The sequence below is a fragment of the Luteibacter sp. HA06 genome (genome assembly GCF_054061215.1).
Genome location: NZ_JBSSDZ010000001.1, coordinates 3,819,525 through 3,844,606 on the forward strand (window position 1 = coordinate 3,819,525; position 25,082 = coordinate 3,844,606).

Annotated in this window: 27 protein-coding genes; 14 read left to right on the forward strand and 13 right to left on the reverse strand. The window is 64.2% G+C overall.

From position 1 onward, the window contains the following. Window positions 1–20 precede the first annotated feature (20 nt). Together ACVWWJ_RS17595 and ACVWWJ_RS17600 are read right to left on the reverse strand one after the other, a co-directional pair. The gene (locus ACVWWJ_RS17595; protein ID WP_456968899.1) at window positions 21–1,274 is read right to left on the reverse strand and encodes a putative bifunctional diguanylate cyclase/phosphodiesterase; all 1,254 of its coding nucleotides are present in this window, start codon (window positions 1,272–1,274) and stop codon (window positions 21–23) included. Beyond that, window positions 1,271–2,503, reverse strand: coding sequence for an HD-GYP domain-containing protein (locus tag ACVWWJ_RS17600; RefSeq protein ID WP_456968900.1), 1,233 nt, complete (start codon window positions 2,501–2,503; stop codon window positions 1,271–1,273). The genes ACVWWJ_RS17595 and ACVWWJ_RS17600 overlap by 4 nt, the downstream gene beginning before the upstream one ends. 236 nt (window positions 2,504–2,739) lie before the next feature. Here ACVWWJ_RS17600 and msrA point away from each other — a divergent pair, with 236 nt between their 5' ends. Beyond that, window positions 2,740–3,414, forward strand: a complete 675-nt coding sequence (msrA, locus tag ACVWWJ_RS17605) for a peptide-methionine (S)-S-oxide reductase MsrA (protein WP_456968901.1) — start codon at window positions 2,740–2,742, stop codon at window positions 3,412–3,414. 126 nt (window positions 3,415–3,540) lie between these two features. Here the strand turns inward: msrA and hutU are convergent, their stop codons facing one another. Then, window positions 3,541–5,214 carry a urocanate hydratase gene (hutU, locus tag ACVWWJ_RS17610; protein ID WP_456968902.1) on the reverse strand — a complete coding sequence of 558 codons (1,674 nt, stop codon included), beginning with the start codon at window positions 5,212–5,214 and terminating at the stop codon, window positions 3,541–3,543. A gap of 98 nt (window positions 5,215–5,312) precedes the next feature. Further along, window positions 5,313–5,753 (reverse strand): hypothetical protein, encoded by a 441-nt coding sequence (locus tag ACVWWJ_RS17615; RefSeq protein WP_456968903.1) that lies wholly within the window; start codon window positions 5,751–5,753, stop codon window positions 5,313–5,315. 57 nt (window positions 5,754–5,810) lie between these two features. Between ACVWWJ_RS17615 and ACVWWJ_RS17620 the strand changes: the two genes are divergently transcribed. The 9 genes from ACVWWJ_RS17620 (at window position 5,811) to ACVWWJ_RS17660 (ending at window position 13,979) form a co-directional block, all read left to right on the forward strand. Beyond that, complete coding sequence (locus ACVWWJ_RS17620; RefSeq protein ID WP_456968904.1) at window positions 5,811–7,073, forward strand: alkaline phosphatase family protein; 1,263 nt, start codon at window positions 5,811–5,813, stop codon at window positions 7,071–7,073. A 9-nt stretch (window positions 7,074–7,082) separates the two neighbouring features. Further along, window positions 7,083–7,475, forward strand: a complete 393-nt coding sequence (locus ACVWWJ_RS17625) for a putative signal transducing protein (RefSeq protein WP_159891418.1) — start codon at window positions 7,083–7,085, stop codon at window positions 7,473–7,475. Then, window positions 7,476–8,180 (forward strand): biliverdin-producing heme oxygenase, encoded by a 705-nt coding sequence (locus ACVWWJ_RS17630; protein WP_456968905.1) that lies wholly within the window; start codon window positions 7,476–7,478, stop codon window positions 8,178–8,180. Beyond that, window positions 8,173–9,723, forward strand: coding sequence for a GAF domain-containing protein (locus ACVWWJ_RS17635; protein ID WP_456968906.1), 1,551 nt, complete (start codon window positions 8,173–8,175; stop codon window positions 9,721–9,723). The genes ACVWWJ_RS17630 and ACVWWJ_RS17635 overlap by 8 nt, the downstream gene beginning before the upstream one ends. A gap of 44 nt (window positions 9,724–9,767) precedes the next feature. After that, window positions 9,768–10,469: an arginyltransferase gene (locus ACVWWJ_RS17640; protein ID WP_456968907.1), complete on the forward strand. Its 702-nt coding sequence runs from the start codon at window positions 9,768–9,770 to the stop codon at window positions 10,467–10,469. 38 nt (window positions 10,470–10,507) lie between these two features. Then, entirely contained in the window at window positions 10,508–11,296 is a 789-nt protein-coding gene (locus ACVWWJ_RS17645; protein WP_456968908.1) for a cobalamin-binding protein, read from the forward strand. 147 nt (window positions 11,297–11,443) lie between these two features. Then, window positions 11,444–12,775 (forward strand): DUF3300 domain-containing protein, encoded by a 1,332-nt coding sequence (locus ACVWWJ_RS17650; protein WP_456968909.1) that lies wholly within the window; start codon window positions 11,444–11,446, stop codon window positions 12,773–12,775. A gap of 9 nt (window positions 12,776–12,784) precedes the next feature. Beyond that, complete coding sequence (locus tag ACVWWJ_RS17655; protein WP_456968911.1) at window positions 12,785–13,699, forward strand: DUF2950 domain-containing protein; 915 nt, start codon at window positions 12,785–12,787, stop codon at window positions 13,697–13,699. Window positions 13,700–13,727: 28 nt separating this feature from the next. Continuing rightward, the gene (locus ACVWWJ_RS17660; protein WP_456968912.1) at window positions 13,728–13,979 is read left to right on the forward strand and encodes a hypothetical protein; all 252 of its coding nucleotides are present in this window, start codon (window positions 13,728–13,730) and stop codon (window positions 13,977–13,979) included. A gap of 17 nt (window positions 13,980–13,996) precedes the next feature. On the opposite strand, the gene ACVWWJ_RS17665 is transcribed toward ACVWWJ_RS17660, so the two are convergent. Both ACVWWJ_RS17665 and ACVWWJ_RS17670 read right to left on the reverse strand, forming a co-directional pair. After that, window positions 13,997–14,410, reverse strand: a complete 414-nt coding sequence (locus ACVWWJ_RS17665; RefSeq protein ID WP_456968913.1) for a DUF1622 domain-containing protein — start codon at window positions 14,408–14,410, stop codon at window positions 13,997–13,999. Between the two features lie 15 nt (window positions 14,411–14,425). Beyond that, window positions 14,426–15,958, reverse strand: a complete 1,533-nt coding sequence (locus ACVWWJ_RS17670; RefSeq protein ID WP_456968914.1) for an arylsulfatase — start codon at window positions 15,956–15,958, stop codon at window positions 14,426–14,428. Between the two features lie 269 nt (window positions 15,959–16,227). Here ACVWWJ_RS17670 and ACVWWJ_RS17675 point away from each other — a divergent pair, with 269 nt between their 5' ends. Both ACVWWJ_RS17675 and ACVWWJ_RS17680 read left to right on the forward strand, forming a co-directional pair. Further along, window positions 16,228–17,061, forward strand: a complete 834-nt coding sequence (locus tag ACVWWJ_RS17675) for a transporter (protein WP_456968915.1) — start codon at window positions 16,228–16,230, stop codon at window positions 17,059–17,061. A gap of 16 nt (window positions 17,062–17,077) precedes the next feature. Next, window positions 17,078–18,226: a hypothetical protein gene (locus ACVWWJ_RS17680; RefSeq protein WP_456968916.1), complete on the forward strand. Its 1,149-nt coding sequence runs from the start codon at window positions 17,078–17,080 to the stop codon at window positions 18,224–18,226. Window positions 18,227–18,238: 12 nt separating this feature from the next. Here the strand turns inward: ACVWWJ_RS17680 and ACVWWJ_RS17685 are convergent, their stop codons facing one another. The 4 genes from ACVWWJ_RS17685 to ACVWWJ_RS17700 form a co-directional block, all read right to left on the reverse strand. Next, window positions 18,239–18,553 carry an EF-hand domain-containing protein gene (locus ACVWWJ_RS17685; RefSeq protein WP_456968917.1) on the reverse strand — a complete coding sequence of 105 codons (315 nt, stop codon included), beginning with the start codon at window positions 18,551–18,553 and terminating at the stop codon, window positions 18,239–18,241. 216 nt (window positions 18,554–18,769) lie between these two features. Next, window positions 18,770–19,174, reverse strand: coding sequence for a YidH family protein (locus tag ACVWWJ_RS17690; protein ID WP_456968918.1), 405 nt, complete (start codon window positions 19,172–19,174; stop codon window positions 18,770–18,772). A 27-nt stretch (window positions 19,175–19,201) separates the two neighbouring features. After that, window positions 19,202–19,945, reverse strand: coding sequence for a bestrophin-like domain (locus ACVWWJ_RS17695; protein WP_456968919.1), 744 nt, complete (start codon window positions 19,943–19,945; stop codon window positions 19,202–19,204). A gap of 15 nt (window positions 19,946–19,960) precedes the next feature. Continuing rightward, a complete protein-coding gene (locus ACVWWJ_RS17700) occupies window positions 19,961–20,989 on the reverse strand; it encodes an HAD family hydrolase (protein ID WP_456968920.1) in 1,029 nt (342 codons plus the stop codon). A gap of 273 nt (window positions 20,990–21,262) precedes the next feature. Between ACVWWJ_RS17700 and ACVWWJ_RS17705 the strand changes: the two genes are divergently transcribed. Both ACVWWJ_RS17705 and ACVWWJ_RS17710 read left to right on the forward strand, forming a co-directional pair. Beyond that, window positions 21,263–22,315 carry a BamA/TamA family outer membrane protein gene (locus ACVWWJ_RS17705; protein ID WP_456968921.1) on the forward strand — a complete coding sequence of 351 codons (1,053 nt, stop codon included), beginning with the start codon at window positions 21,263–21,265 and terminating at the stop codon, window positions 22,313–22,315. Window positions 22,316–22,332: 17 nt separating this feature from the next. Continuing rightward, window positions 22,333–22,824, forward strand: a complete 492-nt coding sequence (locus ACVWWJ_RS17710; RefSeq protein WP_456968922.1) for a YidH family protein — start codon at window positions 22,333–22,335, stop codon at window positions 22,822–22,824. On the opposite strand, the gene ACVWWJ_RS17715 is transcribed toward ACVWWJ_RS17710, so the two are convergent. The 3 genes from ACVWWJ_RS17715 to ACVWWJ_RS17725 are packed head-to-tail and all read right to left on the reverse strand — an operon-like array spanning window position 22,821 to window position 25,060. Beyond that, the gene (locus ACVWWJ_RS17715; RefSeq protein WP_159891479.1) at window positions 22,821–23,402 is read right to left on the reverse strand and encodes a hypothetical protein; all 582 of its coding nucleotides are present in this window, start codon (window positions 23,400–23,402) and stop codon (window positions 22,821–22,823) included. The two genes, ACVWWJ_RS17710 and ACVWWJ_RS17715, sit on opposite strands and share 4 nt — an antisense overlap. An 18-nt stretch (window positions 23,403–23,420) precedes the next feature. Next, window positions 23,421–24,110 carry a response regulator gene (locus tag ACVWWJ_RS17720; RefSeq protein ID WP_456968923.1) on the reverse strand — a complete coding sequence of 230 codons (690 nt, stop codon included), beginning with the start codon at window positions 24,108–24,110 and terminating at the stop codon, window positions 23,421–23,423. Between the two features lie 5 nt (window positions 24,111–24,115). Further along, window positions 24,116–25,060 carry a SphA family protein gene (locus ACVWWJ_RS17725; RefSeq protein WP_456968924.1) on the reverse strand — a complete coding sequence of 315 codons (945 nt, stop codon included), beginning with the start codon at window positions 25,058–25,060 and terminating at the stop codon, window positions 24,116–24,118. Window positions 25,061–25,082: the final 22 nt, after the last annotated feature.

Consider the following 25,082-nt stretch of genomic DNA (forward strand, 5'->3'; position numbering starts at 1 on the left):
CGGCTCCTACACAGAGCCAATCAGACGAGGGACGCGGCGGCTATGCGCTCGGCGACGAAGGTTTCGGCCAGGACGGGCCGGCCTATGTGATAGCCCTGGACGAGGTCGCAGTCCATTTCGACGAGGCGGCGTAGGGTTTCTTCGTTCTCCACACCTTCGGCGACCGCTTCGAGACCGAGGCGGTGCGCTACGTCGACCATGGCCTGGACCAGTAGCTCCGTGCGGCGGTCGCCGATCATGGCGTGGACGAAGCTGCGGTCGATCTTGAGTTCGGTCGCGGGGAAGTGGCGCAGGTAGGCAAACGAGGCGTAGCCCGTGCCGAAGTCGTCGATTGCCACGCGTATGCCGTGGTCGCGCAAGCGGCGCAGCACGCGAACGCTCATGTCGAGGTCGGTGAGCAGCGCGGTTTCGGTGATCTCGATGATCGCCGATTCCGGCGGCACGCCCCAGATTTCCAGCGCACCGAGCATCTGTTCGGCAAAACCCTGTTCGACGAAGACACGTGGCGAGAGATTGATCGCCACGTCGAGCGGACAGCCGCCGCGGTGCAGTGTTGCGGTGTGTCGTAGCGAAGCGTTGAGGCTCCAGCGGGTCAGCGGCACGATGAGGTCGCTGCGCTCGGCGAAGGGAACGAAATCGGCCGGGGCCACTTCCACACCGGAGCGCGTGTTCCAGCGCGCCAGCGATTCCACGCGGACCACCGCGCCCGAACGCAGGTCGCACAGCGGCTGGAATGCGACGTGCAGGCGGTTGGCGTCGATGTCTTCGCGCAGCTCGCCATAGAGGATTTCGATTGGCGTGACGTCCTGCTGGTAGACCGCGAACGGCTCGCCCACGCGAAGGGCCTCGTCGTGCGCCAGCTCGGCGCGACGGTAAAGCAGCTCGGCCGTGGTGCCGTGCTCGGTGTACAGCGTGACGCCGATCACGGCACGGCCGTGCCAGGGACGCTCGCCGCGAAGCAGCGGCGCGTCGAAGGCACCGACGATGCGCGTGGAAGCGAGCAGCGCGTGCGTGCGGTTACGAATGGACGGCAGCACGGCGACGAAGGTGTCGTCGCCGGCGACGAAGATCTTGTCGACGTGACGCACGGCGTCGACGATCCGTTCGCGGGCGGCGAGCATCACTTCATTGCCGAAGTCGAAGCCGAAGCGCAGCTGCGCCTCGCGCATGCCTTGCAGGCGAATGACCAGGACAGCGCAAAGACCCTCCGCGTTTACCGCGCGATCGAGGATGGCCTGGATGGCCGGCAGGATATGTGAGCGCTCGCTGGTCATGGCAGGAAATACTCCCTCGGCTCGATACCGAAACTGCCGGCGGCCAGTGTGCGCAGAATCTCGCGTCGGACACCATCGGTCTGGCGCATGAGATCCACGATGATGAATTCGTCGAGATGGGTCTTGTCGGTACGGGTCAGGATCGCCACGCGCGGCTGCAGGCGGCGTGCCTGGTTCTGCACCATGACGATAGAGACCTCGCCGGTATTGAGCTCGACCAGGGAGCCGGTGGGGTAGACACCCAGGCAGGCCTGGAACTGCTCCACCAGCTCGCCCTGGAACTCACGATCGCGGCCCGAATAGATCTGCCGGATCGCCAGGTGCTGCGATACCGCCGGCCGGTAAGGCCGCGGCGTCGACATGGCATGGTAAGTGTCGATGATGGCAGCCATGCGACCGGCCAGCGGGATCTCCGTGCCGGCCAGGCCCTGCGGGTACCCGCTGCCGTCGAAGCGCTCGTGGTGGGTCAGCACCATGTCGCGGACTTCGGTGTCGGTTACACCGGAGTGATCGAGGATGGCGACGCCCTCATTCACATGCTGGCGTGCGAGCTCCCATTCGGCATCGTTGAGCGGGCCGCCGCGCTCGAGCATTTCCTCGGGCAGCTGCGACTTGCCCACGTCCAGCAGAAGGCCGCCCGCAGCGAGGCTGACGATGGCATCGCCGGTAAAGCCCATGTGCCGGCCGAAGGCGGCAGCCAGCGTGCTGCAGCCGACGGCGTGCTGGTAGGTATAGCTGTCGCGCTGGCGCAGGCTCTGCATCCAGAAGAAGGCGTCGCCGCTGCGCAGCACGCTCTCCACCATGGGGCGCACGGCGTTCTCCACGGCTTCCGGATCGATCACCCGACCAGCCTGGATATCTTCGATGATCTGCTCCGCGAAGCTGGCCACGGTGTCAAAAGCCGCGCGCGCACGCGGCATCTCGTCGTCGAAGGAGGCGGTGTCGTTGTAAGCGTGCCGGGTGACCAGGCGGGTATTGAGGACCGGGCGGGCGCTTGCTGTGCGGAGCGGCGCGACCACGGCGACCCGCGCCGGGGTGACCTTCCGATGGAGGTCGACGAAAACGTACTTGCAGAAGCGCCGCAGGGACTCGATGTCCTCGTAGGAGGTGATCGGCACCCCCTGCAACGGAAAGGGCGTGTCGGACCAGTCGCAATCGAGACGACTGACGTACATGCCGATCTCCAGATCGGTCACGAAGACGCGTCTCTCCACCAGGTCGTACGCCACTGTTTCCCCCTGCCTCCATCAATGCGCTGCCACCGCGGCGGGCAGATTGGTCATATAAACGTGGACATGGCGTCAATGCCCATTCCACTATTTTGCCGAATTCGTGCCGCTTTTTCTCGACCCACGGTCGCTTATCCGTTATCGGCGGGCCAGCCGTTAACTGTAGCGGGAAGGCGTGTCAGATTCCTGCGACTGGTCCGGTCTTATCTGGCAGGCCCCCTCCCCCGGAGATCAGCATGAACCGCCGTTCCCTGCTTGCACCGCTCCTGATCGCACTCACGGCCTGCTCCGCGGCCTCCGCCCGCGACGAAGGCGTTCGCCTGCCCGCCCCCACCGTGGACGCCGCTGCGGCGAAGGGCGACGCCACCGCCGTGTTCGCCGGTGGTTGTTTCTGGGGTGTCGAAGGCGTGTTCCAACACGTTCGCGGCGTGAAGAGTGTCCGCAACGGCTACACCGGCGGCGATGCCGCTCACGCCAATTACGACGATGTCAGCGACGGCGACACCGGCCACGCCGAGTCCGTGCGGGTGGTGTACGACCCGGCGCAGGTCACGTACGGCCAGCTGCTACAGGTGTTTTTCTCGGTCGCCCAGGACCCCACCCTGCTGAACCGCCAGGGGCCCGACTCGGGCACGCAGTATCGGTCGGCGGTGTTCTACGCCACGCCGGAACAGAAGAAGGTAGCCGATGCCTATGTGGCGCAGCTGACGGCGGCGCACGCCTTTTCCGCGCCGATCGTGACCCAGGTGACGCCGTTGAAGGCGTTCTACCCGGCGGAGGACTATCACCAGGATTACATGCGGTTGAATCCGGATGCCGCTTACATCGCGATCAATGACCGGCCGAAGGTGTTGGGCCTGCAGCGGATTTATCCGGAGCGGTATGTGGCTTCGTGGGCTAATGGGCGGTGAGGTAGTCCCCAATCGCCGCTGAAGCGGCTCCCACACAGAGCTGGCTCCCACACAAAGCCGGCTCCATGTGGGAGCCGCTTCAGCGGCGATGCTCGTCATGTGGGAGCCGCTTCAGCGGCGATGCTCTCAACCCACCATCGGCAAATTCAGCCCCTGCTCCTTCGCACACGCAATCGCATCCTCATACCCCGCATCCGCATGGCGCATGACGCCCGTGCCGGGGTCGTTCCACAGCACGCGCGCCAGTCGCTTGTCCGCCGCCTCGGTGCCGTCGGCGACGATCACCACGCCGCTGTGCTGGCTGTAACCCATGCCGACGCCGCCGCCGTGATGCAGGCTGACCCAGGTCGCGCCACCGGCCACGTTGAGCATGGCGTTGAGCAGCGGCCAGTCGCTGACGGCGTCGCTGCCATCGCGCATGGATTCGGTTTCGCGGTTGGGGCTGGCCACCGAACCGGAGTCCAGGTGGTCGCGGCCGATCACGATCGGTGCCTTCAGCTCACCGTTGCGGACCATTTCATTGAACGCGAGCGCGAGACGATGGCGCTGACCGAGGCCAACCCAGCAGATGCGCGCCGGAAGGCCCTGGAAGCTGATGCGCTCACGGGCCATGTCGAGCCAGCGGTGCAGGTGCGGATCGTCGGGGATCAGCTCCTTCACCTTGGCGTCGGTCTTGTAGATGTCCTCCGGGTCGCCGGACAGCGCGACCCAGCGGAACGGCCCCACGCCGCGGCAGAACAGCGGCCGCACGAACGCCGGCACGAAGCCGGGGAAGGCGAAGGCTTCGGTCAGGCCTTCGTCCTTGGCCATCTGGCGGATGTTGTTGCCGTAGTCGAAGGTCGGCACGCCCATGGCGTGGAAGGCCAGCATCGCCTCGACATGCTTGCGCATGGAGACCTTGGCGGCGTGCGAGGTGCCAGCGGGATCCGACTTGCGACGCTCGAACCACTCTTCCACGGTCCAGCCTGACGGCAGGTAGCCATTGACCGGATCGTGCGCGCTGGTCTGGTCGGTCACGGCGTCCGGACGGACACCGCGGCGCACCAGCTCCGGCAGCACGTCGGCGGCGTTGCCCAGCAAGGCCACGGAGACGGCACGGCCTTCCTTCGCGTAACGATCCAGGCGCGCCAGCGCGTCGTCCAGGTCGGTGGCCTGCTCGTCGACGTAGCGCGTCTTCAGGCGGAAATCGATGCGGCTCTGCTGGCATTCGATGGTCAGCGATGAAGCGCCCGCCAGGCTGGCGGCCAGCGGCTGCGCGCCGCCCATGCCACCCAGACCGGCCGTGAGGATCCAGCGGCCGGCGAGGCTGCCGCCGTAGTGCTGGCGCCCCATCTCGACGAAGGTTTCGTACGTGCCCTGCACGATGCCCTGCGAGCCGATGTAGATCCACGAGCCGGCCGTCATCTGGCCGTACATCATCAGGCCTTTGCGATCGAGCTCGTTGAAGTGCTCCCAGTTCGCCCAGGCCGGCACGAGGTTGGAATTGGCCAGCAGCACCCGCGGCGCATCCGGGTGGGACGGGAACACGCCGACCGGCTTGCCGGACTGGATGAGCAGCGTTTCGTCGTCGCGCAGTTCGCGCAGCGCACGCAGAATGGCGTCGAAGCATTCCCAGTTGCGCGCGGCACGGCCGATGCCGCCGTAGACCACGAGCTCGGCGGGGTTTTCGGCCACCTCGGGGTCGAGGTTGTTTTGCAACATGCGGAACGGAGCTTCCGTCAGCCAGCTGCGGCAGGTGAGTTCGGCGCCGCGCGGTGCGCGGACGGTGCGGGTCGTGTCGATGCGCGTAAAGGCCGTCATCGGGGAGGCTCCGTCGATCCAGGGGAATCGCCGATTATGGGCTTGCCGCCCAGCGCCTCGCCAGCCGCGTCGCAACAAACAACGCGTTAGTTGACTGCTTAGTGCCCGGCGGAGCCCGAATTGGCCGGCGCGGCGCGGCCGTTCGCATCCCGTGTGCGCGGCACGGTCGGGTGGGTGCGCACGGTCGCGTCCTGCTGCGACTGGTAGGTCTGCTGCTGAGCGCGGTCGGCGTTATCCAGCTGGTTGCGCAGGGCAGGATCCGTCGCGGTGCTGCGCTGCTGGTTCATGCTGTTCTGGCGCAGTTGCTGCTGCACGGCGCTCTGGTTCTGCTGGTTGATCACCTGCTGGCGATTGACCTGCTGATTGAACTGCTGGGTGTGCGACGGCACGGCGACAGCGGGCCTGGCGGCAGGCGCGGGCTTCGCCGGTGCGGCGGCTGCGGCCGCCCGTGCCGGCTGTGGCGGCGTTTGCGCCGCGACCGACAACGGCGCAGCGATCGTAAGAAGAAGCAGCAGGAACTTGTGAGATGAATTGGTCATGGGACTCGTCCATCATTGGCGGATTGCCTTGAATAAACCGAGCCTACGTCCCCCTTCATGAACGCCACGTCGTCCCTGCTGCAGCGCGCTTTCACTGCGCTTTTCGCGGTGGTCCTGGCCGGTTGCGCCACGCGCCCCGCCCAGCCCGCCACCCCGCCCGTCACGCCCGTGCTGTTGGTCTCGATCGATGCGTTCCGCCCGGATTACATGGACCGCGGTCTCACGCCGAACCTGGTCGCCCTCGCGACGGACGGCGCCCGCGCGCAGTACATGCTGCCGTCGTTCCCGTCGCTCACCTTCCCCAACCACTACACGCTGGTGACCGGTCGCGTCCCCGACCACAACGGTATCGTCAACAACACCATGCAGGACACGGTGCTGGGCAAGTTCAGCCTGTCCAACCACGCCGCGACCAGCGATGGCCGCTGGTGGGCGGATGCCGAGCCGATCTGGGTGACCGCGCAGAAGCACGGCCTGCATACGGCGACCATGTTCTGGCCGGGAACTGAGGCTGCGATTCACGGTGTACGTCCCGACCACTGGATTCCGTTCGACGATTCGCTCACCTCGCGCCAGCGCGTGGACAAGCTGCTTTCGTGGATAGACGAGCCGGGCCCGAAGCCGTCCTTCGACACGCTGTACTTCGACTCGGTGGACCACGCCGGTCATGAGCATGGCCCGGACTCCACCGAGTTGAACACCGCGCTCGGTGACGTGGACGATGCTCTCGGCTATCTGGTGGCGCAGCTGCGCCAGCGCGGTCTCTACGACCACATGAACCTGGTAATCGTGTCCGACCACGGCATGGCTTACGTGCCCAAGGGCAACATCGTCTTTGCCGACGATGCCACCGACCTCAACGCACTGGACGCGGTGTCGTATGGCGTCATGGCGACGTTCAATCCGAAGCCTGGCGTGGACTCGCATGCGGCCGTCGCGCGCCTGCTTGGCCCGCACGAGCACATGCACTGCTACCGCAAGCAGGATCTGCCCAAGCGGCTCGATTACGGCACCCACGCCCGCGTGCCCGCTTTCGAATGCCTGGCCGATACGGGTTGGTCGATCATCAGCCGCGATGGGCTCGCGAAACGCAAGGACCCGATGTCCCTGGGCGAGCACGGATACGACAACCTCGACCCCGCCATGCGCGCCCTGTTCGTCGCCCACGGGCCGGCATTCGCACGCGGCGTGACCGTCGCGCCGTTCCCCAACGTGGACGTGTATCCGCTGATCATGAGCGTGCTGCGGCTGCCCGCCGAGGCCAACGACGGTCACCTGACGGATGTGAAGGGCCTGCTGGCTCCGGCGCAAATCCCGTAGAATCGGCCTATGCGCCAACTCTATACCTCACCCCGCCCGGAAAACATCGACCGGATCGTGTCGCTCCTCACCGAGCACGGCATCGAAACGACCGTCACCAACCGGTCGACCTGGAATCGCCCGACCTACCAGCGCTTCAGCTATTCACAGCGCAACGACAACCGCGATTCGTGGCCGCAGGTATGGGTCCAGAGCGCCGACGACTTCCCCAGGGCCCGCGCCTTGCTGAAGGACATCGGCATCGAGCCGGTGGTGCGTTTCCAGGAAGAACTGCAGATGCACCGCTCGCCGGACCTCCGGCCCAAGCCGCAGCGCACCGCATCACGCGTGCGCCTGATGGCCCTGGCCATCGTCGCCGGCGTCGTCGTGGTCGTGGTGCTCAAGGCTGTCCAGGTGCTCTGAGTGGCCGGCGCCGCCGGTGTGACGCCCGCCCATCTTGTCCTGCGCGAAGCCACCCGGGATGCCCACGAGGCGGCCGAGGCGACGGCGGGCATGCGGCTTTTGCTGGCCGGTGAGCTGGGTGAAACCGGCTACGCCGCGTTGCTGCGGGCGCAACTGTCGTTATTTCGCAAGTGGGAAGCAGCGCGTTCCAACTGGCTGGCCGGGTTAACCGAGTGGCGGTACACGTCGCGGGCGACGCTGATCGAAGCCGACCTCCGTGAGAGCCGCTTCAGCGGCGACGCCCCTTGTGGGAGCCGCTTCAGCGGCGATGCTCTTTCCCTCTGTGGGAGCCGCTTCAGCGGCGATGCTCTTCCCCACGAAACCGCGACCCTGATCGCCGATAAATCGGCTCCCACAGTTAGTTTGGCTCCCACACTCAGCTCGGCTCCCACAGGAGGCAACGCCAACTGGGGCGAGCTCTACGTCATCGAAGGCTCCGCCCTCGGCGGCCGCGTCATCGCCCGCCGCCTTCGCGAGCTCTACCCGCAGCTCTCCCACACCTTCTACGCCGTCGGCGAAAACGCTCCCTCGAACTGGCGCCGTTTCCAATCCCTCCTCGACCACGCCCTCCCCGACGCAGCCTCCCAGCAGGCCGCCGTCGAGGCAGCGCGGCGCATGTTCGCGCAATTTCAACAGACGCTGACGGATCCTGCGGTCCATGACTGACCTGCCCGACCTGACCGCCTGCGACCGCGAACCCATCCATATTCCCGGCTCCATCCAGCCCCACGGCGTCCTTGTGGTGGTGGATGCGCAGACACGGGCCATCCTGCAGGTGAGCGAGAATGCCGCCGACGTGCTCGGTGCTGCGCTCGAAGCCACGCTGGATGCTCCGCTCGACGACGTCGTCACGCTGCCTGCGGATCTATTCGAGAACGACTTACGCCCCGCCCAAAGCGCCTGGGTTCCCGTCGCGTTCCCCAACGCGACCCATGAGGCCACGTGGTACGCCTGCGTGCATGCCTACGACACGCGCTGGATGATCGAAATCGAGCCACGCGCCGCTGACTTCGAAGAAAGCCCGAAACGTGTCGGTCGCGATCTCGCCCGTAGCCTCGAATCGGACAACAGCGTCGAACGCGCCGCAGCCCGCGTCGCGCGCACGGTGCGCACCCTGCTCGGCTACGACCGTGTCATGGTCTATCGCTTCGATCACGACTGGCATGGCGAAGTGGTGGCGGAAGCCCGCAAGCACGACCTCGAGGCCTACCTCGGCCTGCACTACCCCGCGACGGATATCCCCGTGCAGGCGCGAGCACTCTACCTGCGTAACCGCGTGCGCCAGATCAGCGATTGCCGCTACGTGCCGTCGCGCATCATGCCGGCCTACGACCCGGAAACTGCCGCAGCGACCGACCTCAGCGACGTTTCGCTGCGAAGCGTCTCGCCAGTGCACCTGGAATACCTCGGCAACATGGGCGTCACCGGCACCCTGGTGGCGTCGATCATCACCCACGGCAAGTTGTGGGGGCTGATTTCCTGTCACCACTACAGCCCGTTCTTCGCCGACCACTGCATGCGTGAAGCGGCCGACGCCATCGCAGGCGCCTTCGCGACGCGCGTGGCGGCGATCGAAGAGCTGGCTACGATCGAAAGCGAGAGCGTTCTGCTTACGGTGCGCGAGAAGCTGATCACCGCCTTCCATGAGCGCGACCGGATCGACCCGGAGCTGCTTGCCTCGCTCGCGCCGGAGCTGCTTGAAGTCGTGGACGCCGACGGTGTCGCTCTCTTTGTTGGCAACCGGGTGATGCGTTATGGGCAACTGCCGGAGGACGTGGCCTTGCTGCGGATCAAGGAGCTTGTCAGCGATAATGAGGCCCATGGCGTCAATGGAAAAGCAGACGGCGACGTGGGAAAGAACGCCGGCGCGGTAGGGAGCGTCGTGCACACCGACGAGATCGGCGCCCGCCATCCCGAACTGGCCGATCCGACGATCGCCAGCCTCGCGGCCGGCATCATCTTCATGCCGCTGGCCTTTGGTGTGGACGAAGACGTCGCCATCCTGTGGACACGCGCCGAACAGGTGCGCGACGTCCGCTGGGCCGGAAACCCCGCCCTCGCCAAACTGGAAAACTACCCCGGCGCGCGCCTCTCGCCGCGGCAGAGCTTCGAAACCTGGCAGGAGAACGTCCGAGGCAGGTCACGCCCCTGGTCGCCACTTCACGTCGACTCCGCCCGCAGCCTGCGCACCCTCATCCAATCCATGTAACACCCCGCGATGACGCCGCCCGGCCTACGCGCTATAACATCCCCATGACCGACCGCGTTCGCCTGTTCCAGACCTTGCCGCACACCTGCGGCTACTTCGCCGAGCGGACGGCGCAGAACCTCGTGGTCGATCCTGGCGCACCCAACCTCGATAAGCTCTACGGCCCCGCACTCGCCAAGGGCTTCCGCCGCGCCGGCGGCCACCTCTACCTGCCCCAGTGCGCCGCCTGCCAGGCCTGCGTGCCCTGCCGCATCGACGTCGACCGTTTCGCACCCGACCGAGCCCAGAAACGTTGCCTCAAACGCAACGCCGACCTGACCGTACGAGAAGGCATCCCCGGCTTCACGCCGGAGCGCCACGAACTTTACGAGCAGTACCTGCGCGCACGTCACAGCGGCGGCGGCATGGATGCAGCTGACGCCGAAGATTTTCAGCGATTCCTTGCCGCACCCTGGAGCCCTACCCTCTTCCTCGAGTATTACCTGGGCGAGCGCCTGCTCGGGGTTGCCGTAACGGACATTGCACTGGCGGGGGTTTCAGCCGTCTATACGTTCTTCGATCCCGCCGAGGAAGCGCGTGGACTTGGCACATTCGGCATCCTGCAGCAGGTGGAGTTGGCGAAGCGCCGCGGCATTCCGTACGTGTATCTTGGGTTCTGGATCGCCGGGCATCCAAAGATGGATTACAAGCGGCGGTTCCGTCCGTTGGAGATTCGACGGCACGGGCGTTGGATTGAGATGCCTTGAGGCTTCACAATCGGCGTTTACTCCGAACCGGAACCCCCATGGGCCCGCGCCGTATCGTCTGCCTCACCGAAGAACCCACCGAAACCCTCTATCTCCTCGGTGAGCAGGACCGCATCGTCGGCATCAGCGGCTTCACCGTGCGCCCTACCGAAGCGCGTCGCGATAAGCCCAAGGTCAGCGCGTTCACCAGCGCCAAGGTCGACAAGATCCTCGCGCTGAAACCCGACTTGGCCATCGGCTTCTCGGACATCCAGGCCGATATCGCGCAGGCGCTGATCAAGGCTGGCGTGGAAGTGTGGATCTCCAACCATCGCAGTGTCGAAGGCATCCTCGAGTACATCCGCCGTCTTGGTGCGATAGTCGGTGTTGCTGACAAGGCCGAACAACTGGCCGCCACGCTCGAACGTGGCCTCGACGAAACGCGCGAAGCCTCGGCACGTCTGTCGCGGCGACCACGCGTGTATTTCGAAGAGTGGGACGAACCGATGATTTCCGGCATCCGCTGGGTGTCGGAGCTGGTCGGCATTGCCGGCGGTGACGATGTTCTACCCGGACGTGCAGTGCAGTCGCTCGCGAAAGACCGGATCATTGCCGATGCGCAGGAAGTAATCGATACGGCGCCGGACATCATCATTGGCTCGTGGTGCGGGAAGCGGTTCCGGCCTGAGCAGGTGGTAGCGCGGCCGGGCTGGGAGAACGTTCCGGCGGTTCGCGACGGCCAGCTTTATGAGGTCAAGTCGCCGTTGATTCTGCAGCCGGGGCCGGCGGCGCTGACGGACGGGTTGGCTGAGTTGAGACGGATTGTGCACGGGTGGGCGGCTGGCTAGCACCCATCGCCGATGAATCAGCTCCCACTGGGAGACCTTGCGGTATGTAGGTAGTTTTGCGGAAGGCGGCTACGCACAACTGCGCTGTCGCGCTCCCTGGCGCGGACCGATCCTGCGAATCGGGATCCGTTTCGTGGGAGAGCGCTCGTGAATGCACGCATGGCTTGGCGGGTCGGCATGGCGGTCGTGCTTGCCCTTGGCGCTCCGGTCGCCCTGGCACAGTCGCCCGCGCCGGCGCCCACCGCACAAAACACCTCAACGGCCCCTGCCGCGCCGGTCTTCAAGAAAGAGCAGATCGACCAGTTCATGGCGCCCATCGCGCTGTATCCGGACGCCCTGCTCTCGCAGATGCTCATGGCTTCGACGTATCCCGCGGACGTCGCCGACGCTGCGGCCTGGTCGAAGGCCAATCCGAAGGCCACCGGCGATGCCGCCGTGAAGCAGGTCGCCAACCAGCCCTGGGATCCCAGCGTGCAGTCGTTGGTGGCCTTTCCCGAGGCCCTCGCGCAGATGGGCCTCCATCCGGACTGGGTACGTAACGTCGGCGATGCCTTCCTCGCCCAGCCGGACGATGTGATGGCGTCGGTGCAAAGGCTACGCGCGCAGGCACAGAAGGCCGGCAACCTGAAGACGACCGACCAGCAGAAGGTCATCGTGCAGCAAAGCACGCCGCAGACGACGGTCATCGAAATCGAGCCGGTCAACCCGCAGGTGGTCTACGTACCCTCGTACAACCCGACCGTGGTCTACGGCACCTGGGCCTATCCCGCCTATCCGCCGCCGTACTACCCGCCGCCTCCCGGCTATTACCACCCGATCGCCACGGGACTCGCTGCCGGCCTCGCGTTCGGGACCGGTATCGCTGTCGCCAATTCGTTGTGGGGCGGCTGCGACTGGGGCCATAACGACGTGCATATCGATGTGAACCGCTACAACAACATCAACGTCAACCACCACATCAGCGGCAACGGCAACGTCAACTGGAATCACAACGCGGCCAACCGTCGCGGTACGCCGTATCGCGGCTCCGCTACTCAACAGCGCTTCAACCAGGGCGTGGGCGGTGCGCAGCAGAGACAGGCGTTCCGTGGGCAGTCGTCCGGACGGGACGCCAACCGGCAGCGAGCGATGCAAAGCTTCGACCGCACGACGGGTGGTGGTGCAGCAGCCTCGGCACGGCGACCCGGCGAGACCTTCAATGGCTCGCGTAATGCCCGCGCTGGCGCCAACCGCGAAGGTGGTCTCACCCGCCCTGGCGGCAACGGCGGTGGCATCCAACACCAGCCAGGCGCCTCACAAGCGCGCGCCAATGCCTTCTCGGGCGTGCGTTCACCCGGTAACGGCGCGGCGCAGCGTCAACAAGGCCAGCACAGTATGCAAAACCTGCATAGCCAGCGCGGTGGTGCCGCTGCCGGACGCCAGATCAATCGCCCAGTCCCCGCACGCGCCGGTGGCGGCGGCGGCTTCCATCGTCGCTAGGAGCACGACATGACCCGATTCCCGACCAAGCGATTTGCGCAGTCCCTCCTGGCGTCGTCGCTGCTCGTCACGCTGGCCGCGTGGGCGGCCGCGGCGACCTACCCCACGCCGGATGCCGCGTCCGAAGCGCTCGTCACCGCGTTGCGGGCGCACGACCAACCGGCGCTCGCCAAGGTGCTTGGCGACGACTGGCGTACCTACATCCCGACCGACGGCGTCGATCGTGACGATGTCGATGCCTTCGTCGCCGACTACGACAGCTCGCACAAGATTGTCACCGAAGGAAACACCAACCACCTCGCTGTCGGTAGTGCAGGCTGGGTGCTGCCGATTCCGCTGGTGAAAGGCGCAAGCGGTTGGTCGTTCGACACCAAAGCTGGCCATGACGAAATCATCGCGCAACAGATCGGTCACAACGAAAGCTCGGTCCCACAGGCACTGCTTGCGTACTACGACGCACAACGCGACTACGCCTCGAGCGTGCATGACCAGGATGCCGTTCCGCATTACGCGAGCAAGCTGATCAGCACGCCCGGCAAACACGACGGCCTGTATTGGGACCCGCAGGAAGGCTCACCCGAGAGCCCGCTGGGGCCCTACTTCGTGACGCCACCCACGGGTGGCGGCTACTACGGCTATCACTATCGAATCCTCACGGCGCAGGGGCCATCGGCACCCGGGGGCGCCTATAACTACATGGAAGGCAAGGTGCTGGCTAACGGCTTCGCGTTGATCGCATGGCCGGTGCGCTATGGCGAAACCGGCGTGATGAGCTTCGAGATCAGTCATGACGGTCAGGTCTTCGAGAAGAACCTGGGTAAGGATACGGAGCACGCTGCTGCATCGATCACTCGCTTCGATCCGGACTCCAGCTGGACCGAAGTGCCGACCGACGGCCCGACCGCCGCAGGAGATACCCAATGATCGAGAACGTGCCCTGAGGTACAACACCATGCGCAAGGTCAAACTCGACTACTCGTACGAAGTGCGCTGCGTCCGTCACGAAAGCGACGTCGGCGCTTCGTGCTTCTCCGCGGACGCGATCATCCGGGATGCCGACGGGAAAGAAGTCGCGCGCATCGTCGGCAAACGTGTGCACAGCTATGTCGAAGCCGCTGAGGACGAAGCCGTGGAATCCGCGCGGCTGGAACTCAAGCGGCTCAATGCGGGACTGCCGACGGATGCTCACAAGCAACGAAGCTGAGCAGGCGTACCAGGACGCTAGGAGACCGGCTGGTCCGGGTCATGACCACCGTTGCCGGCACGGCCGCGTTCGCGGCGCTCATCCTGCCAGGGCCACCTTCCCTCCACCTCGAGGATGAGCGACCAGCTCAACAGGGTGCGGATGACAACCAGCAATCCGAGCGACACCACGCTCTCCCAGGTGGTGTCGAGGGCGATCGTGCGGACGATGTCGGCGGCAACGAGGATTTCGAGGCAGAGTAATAGTCCCCTGCCCAGTCGCTGTTTGTATCGCGTATATCGCGCGTAGGGATCCGAACCCGGGTGAAGGTAACCACCCAGGTAGATCGCCGTCGCAAAAAGAATAGCCACGATGATCAAAGCCGTCGCCAGCAGCTCAATACCGAGGGCGGCGGCTTCAATCAGCGAGTGCGCACTAAAGGAGGTTTCCATGGAGGGATCCGTATCCTAGTCGTGCCCGTGACTCATGAACTGCTCCACGACGTTCGACATGTCGAACGACTTGCCGCCCTGCACCGGTGGGTATTCGGCCAGGGTCTTCAGGTGTTCCTGCATGAGTTCGCCGAGCGGCCCTGTCTGCCAGGAAATCTTCTGCAGGAGATGCCCGTAGGAGTCGCTGGTGTCGTAGGACTCGAAGGGGTCCATGCGAATGTTGAAGACGAGCGGCTTGCTACGCCCGGAAATGTTGCCGTAATAGTCTTCGGTGAGTGAGAAATGCCACTTCCACGGGCCCATCCGAAGTGCGGTCAGCTTGCTTTCGTTGTAGTGGAAGATATGGTTTCGATGGGATGTCTTCGACTTGCCCGTCCAGTAGTCCAGGTTGTCGACCCCATCGAGGTACTGCTTCTTCTCTTTTTTCACCTTCTCCACGACATTAGTTACCCCCGCGGCTACCGCAAGGCCGGTGAACATGTCCTGGTGCGCCTGGATGCCATTGAGGACCTGGCCCGGCTTGATCTGCGCCGGCCAGCGCAACATCGAAATGACCCGCACGCCGCCCTCGTACGTGGTCATCTTCTCGCCGCGGAAGGGCGTCGTCGCACCGTGCGGCCATGACGAATGCTCGGGGCCGTTATCCGTCGAAAACCAGACGATCGTATCCTCCTCCAGCCCGTTCTCCTTGAGGAAGTCCAGCACCAGACCGATGTCGTGGTCGTGCTGCAGCATGCCCGAGCCGTGGAAGTCGGCTTCCGAGGTAAAGTTCTCCGCGGCGTAGCGCCACTTCTCATTGAGTCGCGTATACAGGTGCATGCGCGTGGTATTGAGCCAGACGAAGAACGGCTTGCCCTCGTCGGTCGCCTCCTTGATGAATTCAAACGCACGGGGAATCACTTCCGCTGCGTCGAAATCTTCCATGCGGTCCTTGTGCAGACGCCCGGTGTCGGTAATCTTCTGCTTGCCCACGACGCCGAAGCGCGGGTCGACGGTCGGATCGTTCTTCTTCGTTGCCAGCGAATGGATGACGCCACGGGCACCGAACTTTTTCGCGTAAGCGTCCGCGCTGCCCGAATAGGCCTTCGCGAAGTTCTGGTAATCGCGTTGCTCTTCCTGTTCGGAAACGTTCAGGTGGTAAAGATTGCCGAAGAACTCCTGGAACCCGTGGTTCGTCGGAAGATGCTCGTTGCGATCGCCCAGGTGGCTCTTGCCGAAGTGGCCGGTCGCATAACCTGCTTCGAGCAGAACCTCCGCGAGGCAGGGCGACTCAGGCTGGAGGCCCAACGGATCGCCAGGTTGCCCGACAGTCACCATGCCCGAGCGAATCGGATACTGGCCGGTAATGAATGCCGCGCGGCCCGCAGTGCACGACGGCTGGCCGTAGTGGTCGGTAAAGCGGATGCCCTCTTGGCCGATCCGGTCGAGGTTGGGCGTGGTGTAGCCCATCGTGCCCATGCCGTACGCGCTGACGTTCTGCCAACCGATGTCGTCGCCCCAGATCACCAGGATATTGGGTTGTTTCGCTTTCTTGGTTGCCGTTGCCATACATCCTCCGGTGGTAGAAAAGGGTCGATCTCGGTTCGCCTCTCCATGCTGCTCGCATCAGATTCAGGCGCTACCGATAAAACGCTTTTGCGCGATCAGTAGAACTACCGATAACTCCGGTGGCGGGAAATGTTTCGGGCAGGCGGACACGGGTAGTTCTACCCAGTCAGCCATAGGTAGTTGTTCAATTGTCCGCCTCGCTTTTATGCAAGACGCTTCAGTCCCATGCGCAGATTGCCCGCAGATGCACTGCCCGAATGAGGACGCCAATGAAATTTCCAGGGCTCGTTATCGGCGTGGTGCTGACAGCTTCCGCCACGCGGCTCTTCGCACAGTCCGCTCCCGGCAATGCCGGAGGCAATGACGCAGCCGACCTAGCCCAGGAGCTCTCCAATCCGGTGGCGTCGCTTGTGAGCGTGCCGTTCCAGTTCAACTACGACAGCAAGATAGGCGCCGACGAGCGCGGACACCGGCTGACGATGAACCTGCAACCGGTCGTTCCGGTGTCCATCAACGATGACTGGAACATGATCTCGCGCACGATTCTTCCGGTGACCAGCCAGGCCGATATCGCGCCGGGCTCGGGTAGCCAGTCGGGACTGGGCGATATCACGCAAAGCCTGTTCTTTTCGCCGAAACAACCCACCGCCGGCGGCATCATCTGGGGCGTAGGGCCCGCGTTTCTTTTACCCACGGCAACGGACGACTTGTTGGGCGCGAAAAAGTGGGGACTGGGGCCGACCTTCGTCATGTTGAAGCAGACCCACGGGTTCACGTTCGGCCTGCTTGCCAACCAGATCTGGTCCGTGGCGAGCGTCAAGAACAATCGCGATCGTCCGCCGTTGAGCAGCCTGCTTCTCCAGCCATTCGCTTCGTTCACGACGCCCACGGCGTGGACCTATACGCTCAACGCGGAGTCGACGTACGACTGGCACGCACACCAGGCCGCCGTACCGCTCAACTTTTCCGTGGGCAAGCTCACGAAGCTCGGACGCACACCGGTGAGTTTCACGGGAGGCATCCGCTACTGGGCTGCCAAGACCGACAGCAGCCCACGTGGATGGGGATATCGGTTTGTCGTCGCGCTTCTCTTCCCGAAATAACACCCTGGAAGCTCGCATGCGCACGGGGCCACTCTTCAGCGAAGCCACACACGTCGAGGTGCTCCGGCGCCTTCGGGTGGTCAGTGGCGACGATCGGCGTGAGGCTCTTCTCCGTATCGGCATAGCCATCGCGGTAACCTGGGCGCCGCTGCTGGTGCTCTCCATGCTGGGAAACGCGCGCGTCTCGTTCGCTTCCTTTCTTATCGATGCCGCCGTCCACGCCCGCTTCCTTCTCGCCGTGCCGCTGTTCATCGCGGCCGACTACATCGTGCTGCCTCGCCTGGATTCCATGGCGCGCTACTTCGCTTCCACCAACCTGGTGCCGCCTTCGCGGATGGCGGAATACGACGTGCTTCTCGCGAGCTGCCGTCGTTTGAGCACCGGCGTCTGGCCCTCGGGCTTTCTGTTCGCCGCCGTCTACGCCGTCGTGGTCCTGCTGGCGATCATGGTTCCCATGGCGGCCGTACCCCTGTGGCAGCGCGGCGATTTCCCTTTGGGCTTATCGCGCGCCGGGTGGTGGCACATGGGCGTAAGCCTTCCGGTACTCCTGGGTCTCATCCTGGCCTGGCTGTGGCGCCTCGGTGTCTGGATTCGCTTCCTGTGGCGCATGGCGCGCATGGGTCTCTACCTCGTCCCGGCGCACCCGGACCAGGCAGGCGGCCTGCAGTTCCTGGCCTGCTCGCCGCGGATCTTCGCCACGCTGGCCTTGCCGGTGGCCATCGTCGTCGCCGGCTCGTTGGCCAACAAGGTCATCGCCGGCGCATCGCCGATGGGCCACGAGGCCACGCCGTTCATCACGGCCCTCGTGATGCTGCTGCTTTTCGGCAGCCCGCCTCTCGTCTTCAGCCGCGCGCTCGTCGTCGCCTGGCGCATGGGGGTTTATCGTTACGGAAACCTCGCGTCCCGTGCGGGCGAGGCATTTGAAACCCGATGGTTCGACGAATCCAAGAAAATCGATGCCGACCTGCTCGAGCGTCCCGACTTCTCGGCGACCACGGATCTCTATGCGGTTGTTGCAAACGTCTACGCCATGCGCCAGGCCATCTACGACATCCAGAGCCTGCTGGCCGTCATCGTCGCCACGGTGCTGCCCTTCGCGCCGATCTGGCTCTCGGCGATACCGTTCAACACCATCGTCGATCATCTCGTCGACGCGCTGTTCTGACGGCGACGCGAGTCAGGGTGTCTTTGCGCGATCGGCGGCGCGATTTACCAGGAAGCTCTTGATTTCGGCTTCCGAGACTTTGCCGCGGTGACTGGTGTCGATGTCGGCAAAGTACTTCGCCGTGGTCGGCATGCTGCCCTTATCGGCCTCTTCCTTGGTCAGGAAGCCGTCCTTGTCGACATCCGCCGTCACGAACTTCTGATGAAGCATTCGCGTCGCGCGATCGAGGGTCGCCCCGGCACCGTTCTGCGCAAGTGCGTGAAACGACAACACGGCCAACAGCACCGACGCGGCGAACGTAACGAGGGATGGTCGACGAGTTGTCATGGCACGCTCGGTGAGGATAAAAGAAATCCCGCCTGCAAGTGGATCGGCGTGACCCCCCGGGGTGGGGGCGATCACAAAAACAGGGGCCGAACATTGCGCAGGCGGGAAAAACGATGCGGGATGGTGGTCATTATCGCATCGCCCTGTCGATCCCGCGTCCGCGCTTCTACGGCGACGCCGACCGTAAAATTACTGGCGCGTTGTTGAGGAGATACATCATGGACCACCTCTCACGCGCAGCATGGCTACGGATAGTGCGGATATACCCAGCACGCCGACGACCAGGCCGATGTAGAGCGCGGGCGAGGTACGGCGACTGCCATCGGTCGCGTGCAGCGTCTTGAGCAAGCCCCAATGCTCGAATATCCCCACGGTTACGGCAGCGATGCCGACAAGGATCATGACCAGGCCGAGGTAGTGCGTGCCGACATCCGCTCCCTCGGTGTTTCCCTTCTCCAGCACCTGAAAGAACTTCACGAGGCTGAAGCCAAAGGTAATCATCGAGAACGAGGTCCGCACCCACGCCATGAGGGTCCGCTCCCCAGCGAAACGCGTCCGCTGCAGGGCAAGACCTTCGCTGGTGGTGAAATCGTGTCCGTGCTTGTCGGTTGGCAGACTCATGCCGTCAATCCGGGTAAGAGGAAGGCCTTAATCCGTACTTCGCAGGAAGGTGGCCATGGGCTCCTGCGGCACGCGCACCAGTCCGTGCTTTGGCGAGTCGAGGTCCGCCACGAGACCGAGTGCGAGCACGACGAGAACGAATACCAGGGTGGTAGCGGTGCGATAAAGACCGCGCAGATAACCGGTGAGCCCGGCGGCCACGATGCAGTAGAGGGCAAGCGTGCCGAACAACCGCGTTGGCACGTGTGCGGCCGCCGCCGCGGTACGTTCGCCCGCGGTATCGATCATTTCGTTGGCAGGCCCCAACAGAAACTGCGCGAAGGGAGTCGTACGGTCGGGCTTTACGTCACTTGCCAGTTCGTTCCACAGACGGACCTGTATCTCGTCCGCACGCTGGCTGGCCTGTGCGATCTCGGGGACGTCTTCGGCAAGGCCATAGGCCAGTCTCGCCGCAGCGTACTGGCGCATGAGGTCGCGCGCACGGCTGCGCTGTTCGGGCTCGAGCAGGTCGAAGCGCAGCCAGGTCGTACCCATGGCGTTCGCCTCGGTTACGACCAGCACGCGGCGCGTCTCGTAACGCGTCAGGGCAATCGAGAAGGTGAAGCCGATAAGCAGCGCCAGCAGGCCAAGCACTGCGCTGAGCGTGAACTCGTCCTTCGCTTCACCGACGTCGGTGCCGGTTGGCCGACGCCTCTGGTGGATGAAGTGACCGGCTTCGCGCCCGATCACCATCACGACGAGGAGGGACAGGCTCAGTAGCCAGGGGGGCATCGCGGAGAACATGGCTTACGGTGCCGGCGAACGTGGGGTGACTGAGGGATCGAACACGGTCTTCCAGTCGTTCTTCATGCTGACGACGCGGAAGTGGTAACGGGTGGCCGCGGCGAGGGAATCGCCATTCTTCTCGGCGTACACGAACTCACGCGTGGCATCGTCGTGATTCACCAGCAGGGCGAAGGACGGGCCGCCGCGGTCCATGGCGTAGCGCATCATCGCCACGTCGCCTACGCCACCGACATTGCCACCGACGAATACGGGTCTGCGGCCGATCGCCAGGTGGATGACCGGCGGCTTGCCCTCGCGATCGGTGATGTGCTCCACCTTGCCGGTGTAGGTCAGTACGGTCTTGCCGTCGCGCTCATCAAAACGTGTCTGCAACGAGCTGCCGATGATCCGTTCGGGCGGGATACCGAAGACTTCCTGTGACATGCCGCGTGTATAGGCAACCGGGGATCCGCTGCATATCCACGTCTGGAATCCATTGGCTTCGAGGTAGCGCAGAAGCTCCACCATCGGCCGGTAGGCCAGCTTCGTATAGGGCTGACCGAAGTGCGGATTGGGCGCCGCGCGCTCCTCGCGCGCCATGTCGACGGATACCTCGTCCGCGGTGCGACCGTCGATCGCCGCGGCGACGATCTGCGCAAGACCACTCTCACCAAGCGCCTGAAGGCCCTTGAGATCGCCGGTGAGCAAGGCCGCCACGCCAGGCTGCTGCTTGAGTTCGGGATGCCTGGCCACGGCCGTCTTCACGTCCGCTACCAGCGGTAACAAGGCGCCCGGCAACGGCTTCTCGGGCATGAGCGTGCCATCCATGTCGAAAACGGCCACGCGTGCTTCCGGTGCGATGTAACCCGGATCGCCCTGCCTGGTCGCCGCGGTGACGAAGTCGATGACGGCCGCGCGCGTCGGACCGTCTGTCCACGAAGGCAGCGCGTCGCTCCCGCCATCGACATGGGCACGCCCGGTGGTAATGAAGAGAAAAAGAAGGGCAAATGTCGCGATGGTGTGCCGAAGTTCCCAGCGATAGCAAAGCATGGATGCACCCTCCCTCGATGCATTCGATGATCCGCAAGCGGCACGTCCTTCCAAAGCGTAGTAGTTCCCACATGGCGCTAGGTAAATCTACCGGACCACCACCTTACGTAGAAATACCCAGCGGTTTGACGAAGGTTTGCGCTGTGCCTTCAGGGCTAGCCCGGTAAAGCTCGACTCATGCATAGCGCAACGATCTCACGCCTCGTGTGCGGGTGGCTGATACTACTGGCCCCTGTGTGCGCGCCTGCCGCCAAAGAGTCCGTGTGGCAGCTCATGCACGACCCGAACGACCATGCGATCGACATGTCTCGCTGGCTGTTGCAGCACAAGGGTGCGCTCATCGTGCCCATCATCATCACCGAGCCTGCGGTCGGAAATGGCGGCGGTGCCGCTGCTGTGTTCTTCCGTCCCGCAAAGCAATCGCAGGCGTCCAAGGATCGGGGCGAACGCATTCCGCCCGATATCTATGGGTTCGGCGCCGCGAAGACCCAGAACGGGACCTGGGGCGCTGCGATGGCCGGCGAGTTCCACTTCCGCGATGACATGTGGCGCTATAAAGCAGCCCTGGGCAAGGCTTCCATCAACCTGGACTATTACACCCAGGGAGTCGTTCTGGCGCCGCGCAAGATCGGCTACAACCTCGATGGCTACTTCTCCTTCCAGCAGGTGCAGCGCCGGGTAGGCGATACGCCGCTGTACTTCGGCGTGCGCTGGATCTACATGGACCTGGACAGCCGGCTCAACATTGAAAGCAACAGGCAGTTCTTCAAACCGCGTGATTTCACCAGCAAGGCGTCCGGCTTCGGTCCCGTGATCGAGTACGACACGCGGGACAATACGCTGACCCCGTCGCGCGGCCTGCTTGCCATGGTCGACACGACCTTCTACATGCCCGGCATCGGCAGCGACAACACCTTCCAGTCGTACCGCGCGCATGCGCTCGACTACATCCCCATCGGCAAGAGCCTGGTGCTGGGCCTGCGCGCCGATTACCGCACGGCGCCGGGCGATGTGCCGTTCTACCAGATGCCATCGATCGACCTTCGCGGCATTTCCCAGGGCCGCTACCAGGACAGTTCGGTCGCCATGGTCGAGGCCGAGTTGCGCTGGAACATGACGAAACGGTGGGCCACCCTCGCCTTCGGTGGCGCAGGCCGGGCCTGGGGCAAACACAACTCGTTCGATGACGCATCCACCGAGACGACGAAAGGCGTGGGGTTCCGCTATCTCATTGCCAGCGCGCTCGGTCTGTATGCCGGCGTCGACTGGGCCTGGAGCCACGAAGACCACGCCTGGTACGTACAGGTAGGCAGCGCGTGGCGTTGACGAGGAGACTGGAAATAATGAATACCCCACCCAGCGACTACCATTACGCCCCTGCTGCAGCCGACGGCGTCATCAAGAACGACCCTGCCGTGGAGCTCTCGGCGCGTCGTACCGGCATGTCGTTCCAGCGCACCCGCATGAGTACCGACCGCACCCTGATGTCGGTGATGCGGACGTCGGTCTCGTTGATCAGCTTCGGTTTCACCATCGCGCAGTTCTTTCAACACCTGCGCGCGGCGAAGCTCTTGCCGCAGGAGAGTGCGGCCCCGCGCAACTTCGGTATTGCCCTCGTCGGACTGGGCATCGCCATGCTGGTACTCGGCATCATCTATCACCTGCACTACATGCGTGCCCTTCGCGCCGAGCGCCACGCGATGGCGCAGGAAGGCCTGATCCACGGCGAAACACCCTATCCGGTTTCGCTCACACTGCTCATCGCGATGGTCATGCTGATGTTTGGCATCGTGGCCATCATCAGCATGACCGCCCATGTCGGCCCCTTCGACTAACGAATCACGCCGTCCGCCTTCATCTTCGGAATCAGCGTCTTCGACAGCTCGGTGGTCGCCTTGGGAATATCGTTCCTGGCGACTCCCTGGGTCGTCACGGTCCACACCAGCTTCTGGCTGCGCACGTCCCACAGGCTGGTTTCCAGGGTGACGACCGTCGTCTGCGTCACTTCCGGCGTGTTGTCCCAGGCACCGCCGTACCAACCATAGAAGCCGCCGTAGCCGGGCCCCGGGCCAGACGGCGTGACGTTGATCCGGTCCTCGACGCGCTGGATGCGCGTGACCAGCACGGCGTCGCTTCCCGTGCTGCGGATCACGTCGCCCAGTTTCGCTGAGCCCTCATGCCCGGGAGGAATGGCGGCGTAGCTGGCTTCCGCGCGGACGCCAGCGGTGACGAGGTCGCGGGCGAAGGTATCTTCAAACAATCGGCGCATGGTGTCGCTCCGCGCAACACCGATCACCAGGATGTTCGAAGCCGGCGGCCCCGCCCAGGAAGGATCCTTCCACTCGTTGGTGACGCTGTAGGTCGCGCACCCGGACAACAGCAACGCGACCACGATGCCTGCACGATAGTTCATGACGAGACCTCCCTCGGGTTAGAAGTTTTTTTGACCTGTGTCGCTATCGCGGGGCGCCGTGTAAGGGCCGCCCGGGTCGCGAATGAGGCCCATCCGGATCGCTTCGCGTACCAGCGCCACGCCGCTGTGCACATGGAAGAGATCCAGCAGGGACTGGCGATGACTCTCCACCGTACGCACCGAAATTCCGAGTTCCAGGGCGATCTCGCTGGCCCGCAATCCGTGGGCCATGCGCTCGAGCACCTCGCGCTGCCGCCGTGTGAGGCGGTGGACCGACGGTGGCGCATTGACCAGCGCGGCCATCAATCCAGGACTGACGTAGCGATGACCGCCCAGCACGTCCTTGATTGCGTCCAAAAGCTCGCTACGAGGTGACTGCTTGAGTACATAGGCCCACGCACCCGATTGCATCGCGTCCTGAACGATCAATGGTTCGTCGTGCCCGGAGAGCGCGATGAACCGGCTGCCATCCCGACGGTCCGCCACGCGACGCAGCGGCTCGAGTCCTGGCATGTCGGGCAGATCGATGTCGCCGACGACCAGCATGCCTGGCGTCAGGCGCTCGAGCAGCGACGCCGCCGAATACACGAGGACCACGGAACGGACATGGGGGGTCAGCAGCGCAGAAACACCTTCGGCCACCACCCTGTGGTGATCGGCGACGACGATGTCGACCGCCAGGGGTGAGCCCTCCGCCGGATGATGCATCGCCGTTAAAGTGCTAGCGTCATGTTCAGCACGAGTGGCTCGCCTTTGATGCGATTCTTCACATCAAACTCCTTGACCCAGCGAAGGGTGAAATCGATGCTGCTTTCCTTGCTGAAAGACTTCTTGTAAGCGAGGGCGGGGCCTGCGCCGTATGACCGGCCTTTGAAGCCATTGAGCCGGTCCGCGGTGGCGCCCTTGTCGTCGTCGAGCTGGCGAAGCATACCAAGCACGCCACCGAAGCCCCAGCCGCTCGGGGTCCGCTTCATCGCCAGCACGTCGAGACGGAAGACGGCTCCGTTCTGGTAGCCGGTGTCGTGGTTCTTCGAATAGAAATCCACGCCGGCGAGTGCGCTGATTTCGAACGAGCCTTTGTCGTATAGGTGCGTGTAGCCCACAGCCGGCGAATAGGTCCACACATTGAGACCCTTGTTCGCCAGGCGGTCCTTTGAATAGTCCGCGGTGGGCGCGTAGATGTAGACGCCGAACGACCAATGCTCGACTTCACTCACGTGGTAGCTGGCGATCACGGGCGCGAAGTACAGGTCGAACAGACCAGAGGCGCGATCGTTGGCCGCACCTGCGCGCTGACCGACAAAGAGCGACGCCGATGCCGTGGGCCGGATGTATGGCACGGTAAACATGCTGGCGAAGTTCCAGCGGCCCTTGCCCGTGTCCCATATGTACGCGAACGTCGCTGCGTATAGATCGAGCTTGGCGTGCAGGTTCAACGCGGTGGTGCCACCGATCGGCACGGACCGGCTGCCGCCGATGTTGCCGTCGTAGTTTATGTAGCTCACCGAGACATTCAGTCCGGGTGTCGGCGGTACGATGCCCACGTACGGCGTGATCTGCGCGCCCGTGATCGACCTTCCCAACGCGCTCTCCGTCGCGTTCGCAGTCACGGGCGTGAGGATCGCGGCAATCAGGACAAAGGCGATTCGACGATTCATGATCACGATCCGGCATCGATGA

Bases quoted from the DNA above. Each gene is read 5' to 3' on its own strand.
- ACVWWJ_RS17655 (WP_456968911.1), top strand. From the start codon at position 12,785: ATGACCCGATTCCCGACCAAGCGATTTGCGCAGTCCCTCCTGGCGTCG.
- ACVWWJ_RS17715 (WP_159891479.1), bottom strand. From the start codon at position 23,402: ATGAACTATCGTGCAGGCATCGTGGTCGCGTTGCTGTTGTCCGGGTGC.
- ACVWWJ_RS17700 (WP_456968920.1), bottom strand. From the start codon at position 20,989: ATGCTTTGCTATCGCTGGGAACTTCGGCACACCATCGCGACATTTGCC.
- hutU (WP_456968902.1), bottom strand. From the start codon at position 5,214: ATGACGGCCTTTACGCGCATCGACACGACCCGCACCGTCCGCGCACCG.
- ACVWWJ_RS17620 (WP_456968904.1), top strand. From the start codon at position 5,811: ATGAACGCCACGTCGTCCCTGCTGCAGCGCGCTTTCACTGCGCTTTTC.
- ACVWWJ_RS17685 (WP_456968917.1), bottom strand. From the start codon at position 18,553: ATGACAACTCGTCGACCATCCCTCGTTACGTTCGCCGCGTCGGTGCTG.
- ACVWWJ_RS17635 (WP_456968906.1), top strand. From the start codon at position 8,173: ATGACTGACCTGCCCGACCTGACCGCCTGCGACCGCGAACCCATCCAT.
- ACVWWJ_RS17660 (WP_456968912.1), top strand. From the start codon at position 13,728: ATGCGCAAGGTCAAACTCGACTACTCGTACGAAGTGCGCTGCGTCCGT.
- ACVWWJ_RS17680 (WP_456968916.1), top strand. From the start codon at position 17,078: ATGCGCACGGGGCCACTCTTCAGCGAAGCCACACACGTCGAGGTGCTC.
- ACVWWJ_RS17690 (WP_456968918.1), bottom strand. From the start codon at position 19,174: ATGAGTCTGCCAACCGACAAGCACGGACACGATTTCACCACCAGCGAA.
- ACVWWJ_RS17720 (WP_456968923.1), bottom strand. From the start codon at position 24,110: ATGCATCATCCGGCGGAGGGCTCACCCCTGGCGGTCGACATCGTCGTC.
- ACVWWJ_RS17695 (WP_456968919.1), bottom strand. From the start codon at position 19,945: ATGCCCCCCTGGCTACTGAGCCTGTCCCTCCTCGTCGTGATGGTGATC.
- ACVWWJ_RS17665 (WP_456968913.1), bottom strand. From the start codon at position 14,410: ATGGAAACCTCCTTTAGTGCGCACTCGCTGATTGAAGCCGCCGCCCTC.
- ACVWWJ_RS17675 (WP_456968915.1), top strand. From the start codon at position 16,228: ATGAAATTTCCAGGGCTCGTTATCGGCGTGGTGCTGACAGCTTCCGCC.
- ACVWWJ_RS17705 (WP_456968921.1), top strand. From the start codon at position 21,263: ATGCACGACCCGAACGACCATGCGATCGACATGTCTCGCTGGCTGTTG.
- ACVWWJ_RS17640 (WP_456968907.1), top strand. From the start codon at position 9,768: ATGACCGACCGCGTTCGCCTGTTCCAGACCTTGCCGCACACCTGCGGC.
- ACVWWJ_RS17645 (WP_456968908.1), top strand. From the start codon at position 10,508: ATGGGCCCGCGCCGTATCGTCTGCCTCACCGAAGAACCCACCGAAACC.
- msrA (WP_456968901.1), top strand. From the start codon at position 2,740: ATGAACCGCCGTTCCCTGCTTGCACCGCTCCTGATCGCACTCACGGCC.
- ACVWWJ_RS17625 (WP_159891418.1), top strand. From the start codon at position 7,083: ATGCGCCAACTCTATACCTCACCCCGCCCGGAAAACATCGACCGGATC.
- ACVWWJ_RS17710 (WP_456968922.1), top strand. From the start codon at position 22,333: ATGAATACCCCACCCAGCGACTACCATTACGCCCCTGCTGCAGCCGAC.
- ACVWWJ_RS17725 (WP_456968924.1), bottom strand. From the start codon at position 25,060: ATGAATCGTCGAATCGCCTTTGTCCTGATTGCCGCGATCCTCACGCCC.
- ACVWWJ_RS17595 (WP_456968899.1), bottom strand. From the start codon at position 1,274: ATGACCAGCGAGCGCTCACATATCCTGCCGGCCATCCAGGCCATCCTC.
- ACVWWJ_RS17670 (WP_456968914.1), bottom strand. From the start codon at position 15,958: ATGGCAACGGCAACCAAGAAAGCGAAACAACCCAATATCCTGGTGATC.
- ACVWWJ_RS17615 (WP_456968903.1), bottom strand. From the start codon at position 5,753: ATGACCAATTCATCTCACAAGTTCCTGCTGCTTCTTCTTACGATCGCT.